Source organism: Ferrigenium kumadai (assembly GCF_018324385.1).
In the GTDB taxonomy this organism is placed as follows: domain Bacteria; phylum Pseudomonadota; class Gammaproteobacteria; order Burkholderiales; family Gallionellaceae; genus Gallionella; species Gallionella kumadai.
The window spans coordinates 2,337,097-2,351,627 of the sequence record NZ_AP019536.1 but is presented as its reverse complement, the minus strand read 5'-3'; the positions used below and the strand labels follow the sequence as shown (position 1 = coordinate 2,351,627).

17 protein-coding genes are annotated in these 14,531 nt (G+C 61.2%); 5 read left to right on the top strand and 12 right to left on the bottom strand.

Translation table 11 applies throughout. From position 1 onward, the window contains the following. Positions 1-11: 11 nt before the first annotated feature. Genes FGKAn22_RS11430 through FGKAn22_RS11415 form a run of 4 tightly spaced genes read right to left on the bottom strand, consistent with a single transcriptional unit; the run spans position 12 to position 2,374 of the window. Positions 12-299 (bottom strand): DUF167 domain-containing protein, encoded by a 288-nt coding sequence (locus tag FGKAn22_RS11430; protein WP_212785758.1) that lies wholly within the window; start codon positions 297-299, stop codon positions 12-14. 1 nt (position 300) lies between these two features. Then, positions 301-870: a YggT family protein gene (locus FGKAn22_RS11425; protein ID WP_212785757.1), complete on the bottom strand. Its 570-nt coding sequence runs from the start codon at positions 868-870 to the stop codon at positions 301-303. Next, positions 867-1,679 (bottom strand): pyrroline-5-carboxylate reductase, encoded by an 813-nt coding sequence (proC, locus tag FGKAn22_RS11420; RefSeq protein WP_212785756.1) that lies wholly within the window; start codon positions 1,677-1,679, stop codon positions 867-869. The genes FGKAn22_RS11425 and proC overlap by 4 nt, the downstream gene beginning before the upstream one ends. After that, entirely contained in the window at positions 1,676-2,374 is a 699-nt protein-coding gene (locus FGKAn22_RS11415; RefSeq protein ID WP_212785755.1) for a YggS family pyridoxal phosphate-dependent enzyme, read from the bottom strand. The genes proC and FGKAn22_RS11415 overlap by 4 nt, the downstream gene beginning before the upstream one ends. Positions 2,375-2,433: 59 nt before the next feature. Here FGKAn22_RS11415 and FGKAn22_RS11410 point away from each other — a divergent pair, with 59 nt between their 5' ends. Together FGKAn22_RS11410 and FGKAn22_RS11405 are read left to right on the top strand one after the other, a co-directional pair. Next, positions 2,434-3,477, top strand: a complete 1,044-nt coding sequence (locus FGKAn22_RS11410; protein WP_212785754.1) for a type IV pilus twitching motility protein PilT — start codon at positions 2,434-2,436, stop codon at positions 3,475-3,477. Between the two features lie 156 nt (positions 3,478-3,633). Then, positions 3,634-4,770: a PilT/PilU family type 4a pilus ATPase gene (locus FGKAn22_RS11405; RefSeq protein WP_212785753.1), complete on the top strand. Its 1,137-nt coding sequence runs from the start codon at positions 3,634-3,636 to the stop codon at positions 4,768-4,770. A gap of 42 nt (positions 4,771-4,812) precedes the next feature. Here the strand turns inward: FGKAn22_RS11405 and FGKAn22_RS11400 are convergent, their stop codons facing one another. The 7 genes from FGKAn22_RS11400 to FGKAn22_RS11370 all read right to left on the bottom strand — a co-directional run bounded on the left by FGKAn22_RS11400 (position 4,813) and on the right by FGKAn22_RS11370 (position 10,360). After that, on the bottom strand, positions 4,813-5,952 hold the full coding sequence (locus FGKAn22_RS11400; protein ID WP_212785752.1) for a THUMP domain-containing class I SAM-dependent RNA methyltransferase: 1,140 nt from the start codon (positions 5,950-5,952) through the stop codon (positions 4,813-4,815). A 3-nt stretch (positions 5,953-5,955) separates the two neighbouring features. Further along, positions 5,956-6,366: a protoporphyrinogen oxidase HemJ gene (hemJ, locus tag FGKAn22_RS11395; protein ID WP_212785751.1), complete on the bottom strand. Its 411-nt coding sequence runs from the start codon at positions 6,364-6,366 to the stop codon at positions 5,956-5,958. A 190-nt stretch (positions 6,367-6,556) separates the two neighbouring features. After that, positions 6,557-7,342, bottom strand: coding sequence for an ABC transporter permease (locus FGKAn22_RS11390; protein WP_212785750.1), 786 nt, complete (start codon positions 7,340-7,342; stop codon positions 6,557-6,559). 13 nt (positions 7,343-7,355) lie between these two features. Continuing rightward, positions 7,356-8,270, bottom strand: coding sequence for an ATP-binding cassette domain-containing protein (locus tag FGKAn22_RS11385; RefSeq protein ID WP_212785749.1), 915 nt, complete (start codon positions 8,268-8,270; stop codon positions 7,356-7,358). After that, a complete protein-coding gene (locus FGKAn22_RS11380; protein ID WP_212785748.1) occupies positions 8,267-8,887 on the bottom strand; it encodes an alpha/beta hydrolase in 621 nt (206 codons plus the stop codon). The genes FGKAn22_RS11385 and FGKAn22_RS11380 overlap by 4 nt, the downstream gene beginning before the upstream one ends. Continuing rightward, positions 8,887-9,198: a (2Fe-2S) ferredoxin domain-containing protein gene (locus tag FGKAn22_RS11375; RefSeq protein ID WP_212785747.1), complete on the bottom strand. Its 312-nt coding sequence runs from the start codon at positions 9,196-9,198 to the stop codon at positions 8,887-8,889. The genes FGKAn22_RS11380 and FGKAn22_RS11375 overlap by 1 nt, the downstream gene beginning before the upstream one ends. A 31-nt stretch (positions 9,199-9,229) precedes the next feature. Next, positions 9,230-10,360: a VanZ family protein gene (locus tag FGKAn22_RS11370; RefSeq protein ID WP_246487404.1), complete on the bottom strand. Its 1,131-nt coding sequence runs from the start codon at positions 10,358-10,360 to the stop codon at positions 9,230-9,232. 132 nt (positions 10,361-10,492) lie between these two features. Here FGKAn22_RS11370 and FGKAn22_RS11365 point away from each other — a divergent pair, with 132 nt between their 5' ends. The 3 genes from FGKAn22_RS11365 to FGKAn22_RS11355 all read left to right on the top strand — a co-directional run bounded on the left by FGKAn22_RS11365 (position 10,493) and on the right by FGKAn22_RS11355 (position 13,603). After that, on the top strand, positions 10,493-11,503 hold the full coding sequence (locus FGKAn22_RS11365) for a sulfate ABC transporter substrate-binding protein (RefSeq protein ID WP_212785746.1): 1,011 nt from the start codon (positions 10,493-10,495) through the stop codon (positions 11,501-11,503). Positions 11,504-11,511: 8 nt separating this feature from the next. Then, positions 11,512-12,426: an EAL domain-containing protein gene (locus tag FGKAn22_RS11360; protein WP_212785745.1), complete on the top strand. Its 915-nt coding sequence runs from the start codon at positions 11,512-11,514 to the stop codon at positions 12,424-12,426. Positions 12,427-12,550: 124 nt separating this feature from the next. Next, entirely contained in the window at positions 12,551-13,603 is a 1,053-nt protein-coding gene (locus tag FGKAn22_RS11355; RefSeq protein ID WP_246487403.1) for a sigma-54 interaction domain-containing protein, read from the top strand. Positions 13,604-13,659: 56 nt separating this feature from the next. Here FGKAn22_RS11355 and FGKAn22_RS11350 read toward each other — a convergent pair whose 3' ends face one another. Continuing rightward, a complete protein-coding gene (locus FGKAn22_RS11350) occupies positions 13,660-14,499 on the bottom strand; it encodes an ABC transporter ATP-binding protein (RefSeq protein ID WP_212785744.1) in 840 nt (279 codons plus the stop codon). Between the last annotated feature and the right edge of the window lie 32 nt (positions 14,500-14,531).

Sequence of the window (14,531 nt, the reverse complement as noted above, 5' to 3'; positions counted from 1 at the left end):
GGGCGCGAACGTCAGGTCTTCAGCACGCTTTCCGGTTCGATCTTGCTGCCGCTGACCGCCACGACCTTGTGGCGCGATTGTCCGCCCTGTTTCAGTTCCACCTGCCGCACCGGCACGCCGAACAATTCCGCGATGAATTTCAGCAGCGCTTCGTTGGCGCGGCCCTCCACCGGCGGGGCCGCGAGGCGTATCTTGAGGGCTTCGCCGTGCAGCCCGGCGATCTCGCTGCGCTTCGCACCCGGCTGGATGTGCAGGGTCAGCGTGACGACCTCGCCGTTGCGGCGGAACCAGTCTGCCATGTCAGAAGAACAGCCCGAGGGTGAGGCGTTCCAGCGCGCCGATGGGAACGATCACGATGAGCTGGCACACGATGAACAGCAGCAGCGGCGACAGGTCGAAGCTGCCCGCCAGCGGCACGACGTTGCGTATCGGCTGCAGGAAGCGGTGGCTGACGGACGACAGCATCGGGGCGACCGGCGAGTGCGGGTTAACCCACGACAGGATCGCCTGCGCGAACACTGCGGCCATCAGCAGGTACACGCTGATCTTGAGGAGCTTGACCATCGTCAGAGCCAGCAACCCAATCAGTGGGAATCCATGCGACAGATCGCCCTGCACCATGAACAGTGCGCTCAGGTAGAGCAGTTCGGCCAGCAGGGCGAGCATCAGGGTTGCGCTGTCCAGTCCGGCGAACGAGGGGAGGTGGCGGCGCAGCGGCAATACCATGAAGTCGGTGATCGCCATGATGAATTCGCCGATGGGATTGCGCATCGGCGTGCGCAGCCAGACGGCGTGGAAGCGGAACAGCAGGATCGCCGCGAAAGGCTGCAGCAGCGCATCGAGCAGGAACATCAGGCCTTCGCTCATCATTGCAGTGCCCCCAGTTCGTCGCCCATTTCCTTCGCGCGGTCGGCGGCGGCCTTGGCCGCCTCGACGATGTGCTCGGCGACATGGTTCGCGGCCATGCTCAGCAGGGCGCGTTCGGTGGTGCCGTTCTTCGAGGTGACGCGCGCGCGCAGCACGCTGGCGTCCTCCTCGCTGGAAGCCGCCAGCTTGCTGGCGCCGAGGAAAGTGGCGAGGCTCAGGCGGCGTGCGTCGTCGGCGCTGAAGCCCAACTTGACTGCAGCCTGCTGCATCGCCTCGATGAAATAGAACACATAGGCCGGACCGCTGCCGGAGATCGCCGTCACGGCGTCCAGCATCGCTTCATCTTCCAGCCACAAAGTTTCGCCCACCGCCGCGAGGATGTCTTGCGCCTGTTCGCGCTGTGCCGCGCTCACCGCGGGGAGCGCGTAGAGGCCGGTCATACCGCTCTGGATCAGCGCGGGCGTGTTGGGCATGGCGCGTACCACGGCCTGGCTGTCCGCCCAGCGCGCGAGGTCGCTCACGCGAATGCCGGCGGCGATGGAAATCAGCAGCTGGCCGTCGATCAGGTCGGCGAGCTGTTGTGCCATCTCGCGCAATTGCTGCGGCTTGACCGCGAGCACGATGATGTCGCTGCCCGTCACGCCTTTGGCGAGGCTGTCCATGGTGTGCACGCCGAACTGCGCCTGCAACCGCGTACGGTTCTCCGCGTTGATCTCGACCACGTTGATCTGCGTTGCGGCAAAGCCCTTGCCGAGCATGCCGCCGATGAGTGCGCTGGCCATATTGCCGCCGCCGATAAAGCAAATATTCATGTCTTGTCTCCGTAATGTCTTGCGCCAAAAATGGCCGTTCCTACCCGCACGATGGTTGCGCCTTCGGCGATGGCTGAGGGGAAGTCGTGAGACATGCCCATCGACAGGGTGTCGAGTCGCAGACCCTGCCGGTTCAATTGCTCGAACAGTTTGCGCAGGCGCGCGAAAGCAGCATGCTGCTCCGATGCATCCTCGGTCGGCGCGGGCACGGTCATCAGGCCGCGCAGCTTGAGGTTGGGCAGCGCCGCAACGGTTTGCGCCAGTGCCGCGACCTCGTCCGGTGCTACGCCGCTCTTGCTGGCTTCGCCGCTGATGTTCACCTCGATGCATACCTGAAGCGGTGGTAGATTCGCCGGGCGCTGTGCCGACAGCCGCTCGGCAATCTTCAGCCGGTCGATGCTGTGCACCCAGGCGAAATGCTCCGCGATGGGCCGTGTCTTGTTGCTCTGGATCGGGCCGATGTAGTGCCACTCGATGGGCAGGTCATGCAATGCCTCCATCTTGTGCAGCGATTCCTGCACGTAGCTCTCGGCGAAGCGGCGTTGCCCTGCCTGCCAGGCTTCGCGTATGGCCTCATATGGAAAGGTCTTGCTGACCGCCAGCAACTCGACTTCCTCCGCGCGGCGTCCTGCGGCCAGCGTTGCTGCGTGCATCGCGGCGCGCACGGCTTGCATGTTGGAAGCGATTGTTGTCATAATCCCGCGCACTCTTACGCGGCCTTTCTAACCGCTTCATCGAACGGGGAAGATTATATATGGATATCACCGAACTGCTCGCCTTCGGCGTCAAGAACAAGGCTTCCGACCTGCATCTTTCCGCCGGTCTGCCGCCGATGATCCGCGTGCACGGCGATATGCGCCGCATCAATTTGCCCGCGATGGAGCACAAGGAAGTCCACGCCATGGTGTACGACATCATGAACGACGGGCAGCGCAAGTTCTACGAAGAGAACAAGGAAGTCGACTTCTCCTTCGAAGTGCCTAACCTAGCGCGTTTCCGCGTGAACGCCTTCGTGCAGCAGCGCGGCGCGGCAGCGGTGATGCGTACCATCCCATCCAAGGTGCTGACGCTCGAAGACCTCAAGGCGCCGAAGATCTTCACCGACATCTCCCAATTCCCCCGCGGGCTGGTGCTGGTGACCGGCCCGACCGGTTCCGGTAAGTCCACCACGCTGGCGGCGATGATCAACTTCATCAATGAAACCGAACTGGGCCATATCCTGACCGTGGAAGACCCGATCGAATTCGTGCACGAGTCGAAGAAGTGTCTGATCAACCAGCGCGAAGTCGGCCCGCACACGCTGTCGTTCAACAACGCGCTGCGTTCCGCGCTGCGCGAAGACCCGGACGTGATCCTCGTCGGCGAAATGCGCGATCTGGAAACCATCCGCCTCGCGATGACCGCGGCGGAAACCGGCCACTTGGTGTTCGGCACGCTGCACACCAGCTCGGCGGCCAAGACCATCGACCGTATCATCGACGTGTTCCCGGCGGACGAAAAGGAAATGGTGCGCGCGATGCTGTCCGAATCGCTGCGTGCAGTGATCTCGCAGGCGTTGCTCAAGACCAAGGACGGTTCCGGACGAGTCGCCGCGCACGAGATCATGCTCTGTACCCCCGCGATCCGCAACCTGATCCGCGAAGCCAAGGTGCCGCAGATGTATTCCGCGATCCAGACCGGCCAGTCTATGGGCATGCAGACGCTCGATCAATGCCTGACCAATCTGGTGAAGGGCGGTGTGGTGTCTGCGGCGGAAGCGCGTGGCAAGGCGGCGAACAAGGATCTGTTCCCCGGCTAAGTGTTCCATGAGTGATGCCTCTAGAAATTTGTTTTGCGGGATGGAGCGCAAGGAGCCGCGCAGCGAATGACGAGGCATATCTGTCGGATAGACGAGGAATGAGCGAGCACGCGACACAGCGATCCGCTCGCAAAACAAATTTATAGGGGTATCACAATGGAAAGAGACCAAGCCACCGAGCTTATCCATAACCTGCTGCGCGGTATGATCAGCAAGAAGGCATCCGACTTGTTCATCACCGCCGGCTTTCCGCCTGCGTTCAAGGTGGACGGCAAGATGACGCCGGTCTCCAATCAGGCGCTGACGGCACAGCACACTCAGGAACTGGTGCGAAGCATCATGAACGACCGCCAGGCGGCCGAGTTCGAGGCGACGCACGAGTGCAACTTCGCCATCAGTCCGCCCGGCATCGGGCGCTTCCGCGTCAACGTGTTCATGCAGCAGCAGCGCGTCGGCATGGTGCTGCGTACCATCACCACCAAGATCCCAGATCTCGACGCGATGGGGCTGCCGCCGGTGCTGAAGGACATCGTGATGACCAAGCGTGGCTTGGTGATCCTGGTCGGCGCCACCGGCTCGGGCAAATCCACCACGCTCGCGGCGATGCTGGGCCACCGCAACAGGAACAGTTACGGCCACATCATCACCATCGAAGACCCGGTGGAATACGTGCACGAGCACGCCAACTGCATCATCACCCACCGCGAGGTCGGCGTGGATACGGAGAACTGGCACAATGCGCTGAAGAACACCCTGCGCCAGGCACCGGACGTGATCCTGATCGGCGAGATCCGCGACCGCGAGACCATGGAATACGCCGTCGCCTTTGCCGAGACCGGCCACCTGTGTATGGCCACGCTGCACGCCAACAGCGCCAACCAGGCGCTCGACCGCATCATCAACTTCTTCCCGGAAGAGCGGCGTGAGCAACTGCTGATGGACCTCTCGCTCAACGTCAAATCGCTGATCTCGCAACGTCTGATCCCGAAGAAGGACGGCGTCGGACGCGCCGCCGCGATGGAGATCTTGCTCAACTCGCCGCTGATCGCAGACCTGATCTTCAAGGGCGAGGTGCATGCCATCAAGGGCGTGATGGCCAAGTCGCGCGAGCTGGGCATGCAGACCTTCGATCAGGCATTGTTCGACCTGTTCGAGGAGGACAAGATCTCCTACGAAGAGGCGTTGAAGAACGCCGACTCGGTCAACGACCTGCGCCTGCGCATCAAGCTGGAGAGCAAGAACGCGATGGACCGCGATGTGATGGGCGGTACAGAGAATCTGAAGCTCACCTGATGAAACGGGCTCCACAAAAAAGCCGCGCATCGCGCGGCTTTTTCATTTGCGGTTGCTGCCCGCCACGATCTTGTATTCCAGCAAACGGCATTCGATCGGGCCGTTGAACAGCGGGATGCGCTTCGAGGGCGACAGGCGCATCAGTTTCAGGATGGCCTTGTCGGCGGTGAACAGGTAAGCCGTCCAGCCGCCGAATTTTTTCTTCAGCGCGTCGCCGAGCTTTGGGTAAAGCTCCGCCAGTTCATCCAACTCGCCCATGCGCTCGCCGTAGGGCAGGTTCGCCACCAGCGTGCCTTGTTCCGCGGGCGGGGTTATCTCCAGCACGTTGGCCTGCTTGAGCTGCACGCATTCCGCCAACCCTGCTTCCTGCAGGTTGCGCGATGCGGTCTTCAGCGCGTCGCCGTACAGGTCGCTGCCGTAGATCTCCAGCGGCTTGACCGGCAGCTGGGCGGCGATGGCCTGCTCGCGCATCTGCTTCCATTTCGCCGCATCGAAGTTCTTCAGTTTCTCGAAGGCGAAACGGCGCGCGATGCCGGGCTGGATGTTCAGCGACATCTGTGCCGCCTCGATCAGGAACGTGCCGCTGCCGCACATCGGGTCGAGCAGCGGTGTGCCGGGCTGCCAGCCGGTCATGCGCAGGATGCCCGCCGCGAGGTTCTCTCGGATGGGGGCGATGTTGGTGTGCGACCGCACGCCGCGCTTGAACAGCGCATCGCCCGAGGTGTCGAGATACAGCATCAGATTGTCGTCTTCGATGAACACATGGATGCGCACGTCGGGTTCCAGCGTGTCCACGCTCGGACGCTCGTTGCAGTGCGCGCGGAAGCGGTCGCACACCGCATCCTTGACCAGCAGGGTGATGAATTCCAGGCTCTTCAGCGGGCAGCGTATCGCCGTGGTGTTCACGCGGATGGTGTTGCCCACGTCGAACCAGCGCTGCCATTGCAGCTCGAACACCGCCTTGTAGACATCCTGTTCGCTGCGGTATCGCGTCTCTTTCACGCGCCACAGGATGCGGCTGGCGACGCGGCTTTCCAGGTTGGCGCGGTAGCACAGCGTCCAGTCTCCGGTGAAGTGAACGCCGCCTTCGATGGCGCGCACGTTCTGCGCGCCCATCGATTCAAGGTCGGTGCGCAATAAAGCTTCGAGGCCGCGGGGGCAGGGGGCGAAAAAGTCGGGCATAGGTCAGAAGGGTTTGACGACGGCGAGGATGACGACCGCAACCAGGATCAGTACCGGCACTTCATTGAAGAAACGGTAGAACACATGGCTGCGCGTGTTGCGGTCTTCGGCGAACTGCTTCACCAGATGGCCGCAGTAGAAATGGTAGCCGACGAGCAGCACCACCAGTGTGGTCTTCGCATGCAGCCAGCCGCCGGAAAAGCCGTAGCCGAACCACAGCCAGAAACCGAAGATGATCGCGAGTGCGCCGATGGGTGTGACGAATCGGTACAGCTTGCGCTCCATCAGCTTCAGCCGCGCGATCTCGGCGGGCTCGGTTGCCATCGCATGGTTGACGAAGATGCGCGGCAGGTAGAACAGGCCGGCGAACCAGCTGACCACGAAGATGATATGAAACGATTTGACCCACAGCATAAAACACCTCTATAAATTTGTTTTGCGAGCATCCGCTACGCGGATTGCCTGCTTAAATCATTCCGGGCGAATCGCGTTGTCGCGTGCTCGCTCACTCCTCGTCTATCTATCCGATATGCCTCGTCGTTCGCTGCGCGGCTCCTGGCGCTTCATCCCGCAAAACGAATTTCTAGAGGTGTTTCGGCTATTTTTACTGAGAAAGTCTTTTCCTGAACAGCGCCAGCGACAGATAGAAGCCCAGCAGCGAGTAGCCGAATAAGACACCGGCGTGCAGCAGCCAGTTCGCGGGAATCGCTTCTTTCAGCAGGGGGCGCGCGATGTCGACGGCATGCGTCAGCGGAAGTACGGAGGACACGCTTTGCAGCGCCGGCGGCAACTGGTCGACCGGAAAAAACACGCCGCATAATAGCACCATCGGCGTGATCACCAGCGTGAAGTAGTACATGAAGAAGTCGTAACCGGGTGCTAAGGCGGTCATGATCAGCCCGAGCGAGGCGAAACACAGGCCGACCAGCAGCGCGAGGGGGATGAGCCAGAGCGTCAGTGCCGAATGCGACAGTCCCAGCAGCCAGATCACCGCCAGCACGGCCAGCCCGGAAAGCAGGCTTTTGCTGGCTGCCCAGACGATCTCCGAGAAAACGATGTCGTCCAGTGTGATTGGCGTGTTGAGGATCGCCTCCCAGGTGCGCTGCTCGTACATGCGCGCGAAGCCGGAATACAGCGATTCGAAGGTCGCGCTGTTCATGGTGCTGTAGCACACCGTCCCCGCAGCGAGGAAGGCGATGTAGGACATGCCCCCGACCTCCGGCAGCATGCCGCCCAGGCCGTAGCCCAGGCCCAGCATGTAGATCACCGGATCGGCGAGATGGCCGATGATCGACGAGCCGGCCATCTTCTTCCACACCAGGAAGTTGCGCCGCCAGATGGGGATGAAGCGCAGGCTGGGGCGCGGCAAGGAAAAATGGGAAAGTTTCATTTCGATATTCCTGTTATTCCCGCATCTCTCGGCCCGTCAGCTTCAGGAACACGTCTTCAAGATTCGCCGGGCGGTGCAGGTAGCGCAGCTGTGGCTGCTGCTGCAATTCCAGCAGCAACGGCTGCGCGTCCTCCACATAGCAGAATGCCGTCTCACCGCTCACTTCGAAACGTTGCGCATGATGGCCCGCATGCTCATTCGCCCAGGCCGTGGCGTGCTCGCCGAACACCTCGACCACCTGCGGCTCGATGTTGCGTTCGATGAGCTCGCGCGGCGTGCCCTGGCTGATGATACGGCCGTTATCCATCACGGCGAGGCGGTGGCACAGGCGCTCGGCCTCGTCCATGAAGTGCGTGGTGAGCAGCAGCGTCTTGCCCTGCGAGGTCAGCTCGCGCAGGCGTTGCCAGATCAGGTGACGCGCCTGCGGGTCGAGGCCGGTGGTGGGCTCGTCGAGGAAGATGACGTCGGGGTCGTTCACCAGCGCGCGCGCCAGCGTCAGGCGCCGCTTCATGCCGCCGGACAGCGTCGGCACCCGAGCATCGCGCTTGCCGGTGAGGCTGGCAAATTCCAGCAGCGCCGGGATGCGTGCCTCGATGGCGCTGTCGCTCATTCCGAAGTAGCGTCCGTACACCATCAGATTCTCGGTGACAGTGAAGTCCGGATCGAGGTTGTCCATCTGCGGAACGACGCCGACGCGCAGGCGCGCTTCGCGCGCGTGCCGGGGCACCTCATGATTGAGCAATTCGAGCTTGCCGCCGTCCGGCGCGATCAGGCCGAGCAGCAGGCGCAGCGTGGTGGTCTTGCCCGCGCCGTTAGGACCCAGCAGGCCGAAGCACTCGCCGCGGCGGATGTCGAGGCTGACGCCGTCCACCACGCGCTGGCCGCCGTAGCTCTTGATCAGCCCTTCGGCCTTGATGACGGAGTTCATATGCGGCATCCGTGGAATTCGTGCAGCACGATCTGCTTGAGCTGGTTCAGCCGCCCGTGGAAGAAATGTCCCGCCTCGGGCAGTACCACGATGGGCAGGTGCTGCGGACGCGCCCAGTCGAATGCCTCGGCCAGCGGGATAACCTCGTCCTGTTCGCCATGCAGCACCAGTGTGTTGTGCGGTACGTGCGGCATGGCGAAACGCCCTACCGCGGGCGCAACCAGCACCAGCTTGTGCGGCTGCGGGTGCAGATGTTGCGCAGCGCGCGCCTGCACGTAGCCGCCGAAGGAAAAGCCGGAAAGTATCAGTGGCAGATGCCCGAACTCGTCGCGCACATGTCGTACCGCCGCGAGCACGTCCTCCACCTCGCCGTTGCCGCTGTCGAATTCGCCCGCGCTGTTGCCCACGCCCCGGAAGTTGAAGCGCAGCGCGGCGTAGCCCAATTCAACGAAAGTCTTGGCCAGCGTGGTGACCACCTTGTTTTCCATGGTGCCACCCATGGTCGGCAGCGGGTGCGCGACCACGGCAACGGCCTGCGGCGCATCGTCCGGCAGGTGCAACACGCCTTCGAGCTGGCCGGCGGCTCCGGCGAAAACGAGCTTGTGCTGTGCTGGCATCAGATCTTCAGGCGCTCGACCACGCGGCCGTTCTTCAGGTGCTCCTCGATGATCTCGTCGAGGTCGCTTTCGTCCACATAGGTGTACCAAGTACCTTCGGGATAGACCACGATCACCGGGCCTTCGTCGCAGCGGTCCATGCAGCCGGCGCTGTTGATGCGGATGTTGTTGTGACGCGTCGAGATGCCGAGTTCCTTCACCTTGTTCTTCACGTAGTCGCGCGCCTTCTGCGCGCCGTGGTTGTTGCAGCAGTCGCTGCCGTCCTCGCGCTGATGGGTGCAGAAGAATACGTGCTTGTCGAAAAAGCTCATGGCATGCTCCGGGGGATTGAATAAGGCGGGATTATACTTTTTTGATGCGCCAGAGATGCCACAGCAGCAGCAGGGGAAATGCCAAAGTGATGGTCTGTGCCAGGCCGTTGTAGTTGAGCAGGTGGCCGTAGTGCCAGTGATAGATCGAAGCCGCGGCAGCGGGCGAGTTCTGGTCGGAGACGAAATTCGCGATGATGAAATGGCCGACCGCCGCCAGTGCGCCGAGCGTGATCGCTGCGGCGCGCGGCAGCCACATCACTGCAATCAGCAACAGCATCCCCAGCAGCATGCCCACCATCGCTTCGCCGTTGATCCACAGCAGCAGTGCCCAGGATTTCAGCAACATCGCGGCCGTGACGAACTTCGCCAGCGCGACCGTGCTCAGCACCACCAGCAATGCGGTGGTGACGTTGCGCGGCACGCGCAGCAAGGTCAGCAGCAGGGTGCCCAGCATCAGCAGGTTCAGCGTGACCGCGCCGCTTTCCCACGGGTCGAACGGCGCGGGCGCAGGGACGGCGAAGGGCTGGCGCGCGACTTCACTGATGAACACGTTACCCAGCATCGGCAGCGAAGGGTTGATCTGCCCGAACATCCACAACACCAGCAGCGCGAGGCCGAAATCCATCTCCTTGCCGTGATGGAACAGCCTGCTGCGCCAGTGCAGCAGGCGCGAGAACAGCCAGGGCCACGAGGTGATGCTCACCGCCAGCAAAGCGCCGATCAGCGTGCCGAGGCTGTTGGTCAGCAGATCGGTGTTCGAGCTGATGCGCGAGGGCAGGTACATCTGCAGATACTCCATGCTCGCCGACAGCGCGATGCCCAGCCCCAGGCTGATGATCACGCTCGCCGTGGCATTAAGCCGCGCCCGCAATGCCAGGCCGATCAGCAGGCCGACGGGCAGGTAAGACAGCAGGTTGATCGTCGCGTCGAACGCGGTATAGGTCAGGCGCAACGGTGAGCCCAGCACCTCGGCGAAATCCAGTCCCTGCTCCTGCCAGCCGGAGAACGGCGACAGGCTGGCATAGACGATGAACAGCACATAGCCGAGCGCCAGCCAGGTGCGCAGCCGCGCGCGGGTTTCGGTGATGAAGATCTCTTTCATGGGCAGCGGAGTGTTGGCGAAATCGGCAGGGGTGTCAACACGGCGCCAGGGGCGGGCCATGCCGTATATTCAAAAAACAGATAACCAATCGAAAACTAATTATTTCACGGAATGAGGCGGCGTCCCTAGGATGCGCCCATCGCGAATTCAATCTCGTGATCAATTTTAGATAATTACAATGGAGTTCATCTCATGAAAAAGACTTTCGTCATTTCGTCGTTGCTGGCCGCGCTGCTGTCGGTGGCAACCCCCTTCGCTCAGGCAGCGGAAATCAAGCTGCTGAACGTGTCCTACGATCCCACTCGCGAACTCTATCAGGAGTACAACGCCGCATTCGCCAAGTACTGGAAAGCCAAGACCGGCGACGACGTGGTGGTCAAGGCCTCGCATGGCGGTTCCGGCAAGCAGGCGCGTTCCATCATCGACGGGCTGGAAGCTGACGTCGCCACCCTGGCGCTGGCTGCCGACATCGACGCGTTGAACAAGAACGGCGAACTGGTTCCTGCCAACTGGCAATCGCGCCTGAAGCTGAACAGCTCACCTTACACTTCGACCATCGTGCTGCTGGTGCGCAAGGGCAATCCGAAGAACATCAAGGACTGGGGCGACTTGGTCAAGCCCGGCGTAGCCGTGATCACGCCGAATCCCAAGACTTCCGGCGGCGCGCGCTGGAACTACCTGGCAGCCTGGGGCTACGCGCTGGACAAGAACAAGGGCGACCAAAGCAAGGCACAGGAATTCGTGGCCAAGCTGTACGGCAACGTGCCCGTGCTGGACTCCGGCGCGCGCGGTTCGACCGTCACCTTCTCCGAGCGCGGCATCGGCGACGTGCTGATCACCTGGGAAAACGAAGCCTACCTGGTGAAGAAGGAATTCGGCGAAGACAAGTTCGACGTGGTGTTCCCGTCGCAAAGCATCCTGGCCGAGCCGCCTGTGACCGTGGTGGACAAGAATGTCGACAAGCACGGCACCCGCAAGGTCGCCCAGGCTTACCTCGAATACCTGTATTCGCCGGAAGGCCAGGAGATCGCTGCGAAGAACTTCTACCGTCCGACCGATGAAAAGGTGGCCAAGAAGTATGCGAAGCAGTTCCCCAAATTGAAGCTGATCACCATCGACAAGGTATTCGGCGGCTGGACCAACACGCAGAAGACTCACTTCGCCGATGGCGGCGTGTTTGACCAGATTTACACCAAGAAGTAGGGGATGACATGACACACCAGCTCGATCTTGCCGATCTGAAACGCATGCTTGGAATCAACCTGTTCCTCGATCTCGATGAACATGCCCTGATGAAGACACGGCAACAAGGGCTGGTGTGTACTTGCCTTGGATTGCGTCTGGCCAGTGTTTTTCAGCCTATCGTAAAGCTCGATGGGGCTGTCATAGGACGCGAGGCCCTGTTACGTGCCTCATCGGATGCGACAGGCGAGCTGCTGCCAAACAAAGCTTTCGATCTTGCCGTGGAGTCGCAAAAGCTGGTGCAGTTCGACCGGCTGGTGCGCACCATCCACCTGCTGAATCACGCAAACGCATTTGATCAGCGTGAGTTGCTCTTCCTGAACGTGCATCCGCAGTTGTTGACCAGCGTCAGCGACCATGGGCGAACCTTCGAGCAGATATTGCATTACTACTCGGTGCCGATCACGCAAGTTGTGATCGAGATCACGGAGTCTGCGGTGAAGGATGACGCTCGGCTGGAAGAGGCGGTAAACAATTACCGCAGCGTGGGCTACCGGATCGCAGTGGACAACTTCGGTTCCGGACATAGTGCGCTAGACAAGCTGTTCCATCCCCGAGCGGGGTGGGACAAACCGGCTTCCATCGGCGGACTTCCCTGGCTGACCAGAGTGCTCGACTTGAGGCCGGATTTCGTCAAGCTGGACGGCGAGGTGATTCGCCAGGCGGAAAGCGGAACTGCCGCCGCGCTGATATTGCATCGGCTGGTGAGCCTGTTCCATGAGGCCGGCACGCAAGTGATCGCCCAGCATATCGAAACCGAACAGCAAGCCGAGATCGCCAGGAATGCAGGAGTGGACCTGCTGCAGGGACACTATTTCGGTTTTCCAGGGTTCATGGAGACGGAGCCGGACCGGTCTGATCGGTCCGGGCCGTTGGCGGCATAGTTCTAACTTCTCCTTCCCAGGGTGTGTAATACCTGGTTTCGGGGGCAGGCGACTGCCCCTTCTTTTTTACGATGTGGCGCACAGAGATCGCGATGCATCGCTGATGTCGAATTGGTGAATAAAAGTGACGGGTAGATTACTCACGTTTCCGGATCCCCAGCAGATCAGCTTGTCCGTCCGGGCGAGCGCCCTTGTTTTTGCCGACCCGGAATCGCAGAAGCTGTTGTCGTTGATAGAGCGCATCGCGCCGAGCGATGCCACGGCTTACATCAAGGGTGAGACCGGTACGGGTAAGGAACTGGTCGCGCGGCACATCCATTCGTTGAGTTCGCGGCGGAAAGGGCCGTTCGCGGCCATCAACTGCGGTGCGTTTTCCGAGACGCTGGTCGAGAGCGAACTGTTCGGCTACGAGCGCGGCGCATTCACCGGTGCGGTCTCGGCGAAGGCCGGCTGGTTTGAAAGCGCGAACGGAGGCACGCTGTTTCTCGACGAGATCGGCGACCTGCCGGTCTCTACGCAAGTGAAACTGTTGCGCGTATTGCAGGAGCGGGAGATTGTGCGCATCGGGTCGCGCAAACCTACGCCGATTGATGTGCGCCTGATCGCCGCCACCAACGTGAACCTGGAAGAGGCGGTCAAAACCGGGCGTTTCCGGGAAGACCTCTATTATCGTATCAATGTGGTGCCGATCCAACTTGCGCCGCTGCGTGAGCGTCCCGGGGACATCCTGCCGCTGGTGCAGCACTTCATTTCCATTTACAGGAACCGGTTGCATACCACCGAACCCGAACTGCATCCGGATACCGTTCGCCTGCTGCACGAATATCCGTGGCCGGGCAACATCCGCGAACTGGAGAACACCATCCACCGCGCACTGCTGGTCTGCGACGGCAACGTGCTGCGTCCATCCAGCCTGAACCTGCCGAAGATTCATTCGGCGGCCTCCGAACACGCGGAAACGGCGAGCCGGACCTTTGCGGAAACCTGCCATCTGGAAAAAGTCTTCGCGCAATTGTTCGAGGAGGAGCACGACGAGCTGCACGACCTGGTGCTGCGCAAGCTGATCGTACAGGCCTATGAACATTCGCGCATGAATCAGGTGCAAGCCGCAAAGCTGCTGGGCATCAGCCGCAACGTACTGAGGACGCAGCTGAAACATTTCGGCCTCATCGAGTAATTGTCTGCCGAAGTTTCGCAGCGATACAGTGACCACTGATCGCTGCTTTTTCATTCTTACGCCTGGTAGCTGAGTCGATGGTCTGGCTGATACGCATCCTCTTCCGCCGGCGCGGCGACTGGCTCTGTTCGCGCATCTTCCGTAGCCGAGAATTCGCGCAGCACTTCTTCCTTGATTGCCGAGAACTCCGCGCTGGAGCGGTTGCGTTCGCGAGCCAGCGGTACGTCCACGATGCGCTTGATGCGGCCGGGGCGCGGCTGCATCACCACGACACGGTCGCCCAGGTAAACCGCCTCTTCCACGTCGTGCGTCACCAGGATCATGGTGATTCCTTCCTTTTCCCAGATGTGCTGCAGCTCCTGTTGCAGGTAGGTGCGCGTGAAGGCGTCCAGTGCGCCGAAAGGTTCGTCCAGTAGCAACACTTCCGGGCGGTTGACCAGGGCGCGAGCGATGGCCACACGCTGAGACATGCCGCCGGAAAGCTGGTACGGATAGGCCTTGGCGAAGTCCTTCAGGCCGACCAGTTCGATGTGTTCCTGCACCGATCTGCGTTTTTCCTCGTCGCTGAGTTTGGTGTTGTTGAGCAAGCCGATGCCGACGTTTTGCTCCACGGTGAGCCAGGGAAACAGGCGGTGTTCCTGAAACACGATGCCGCGCTCCAGGCTGGTGCCCGCGATGCGGTTGCCGTCGAGCAGAAGCTCGCCTTGGTATTCGTCCTCCAGGCCGATGATCAGTTTCAGCAAAGTCGATTTTCCGCAACCGCTGGAACCGACGATGCTGACGAATTCGCCCGGCTTGATGGAGAGCGAGATGTTTTCCAGAACCGGCAACGATTCGCCGCGCACCTGGTATTGCTTGTTGAGTCCTTTGATTTCGAGTGTGGCTGCATGTGCCATGACGATGTTCTCCTGAATTGAATGGAAATGCG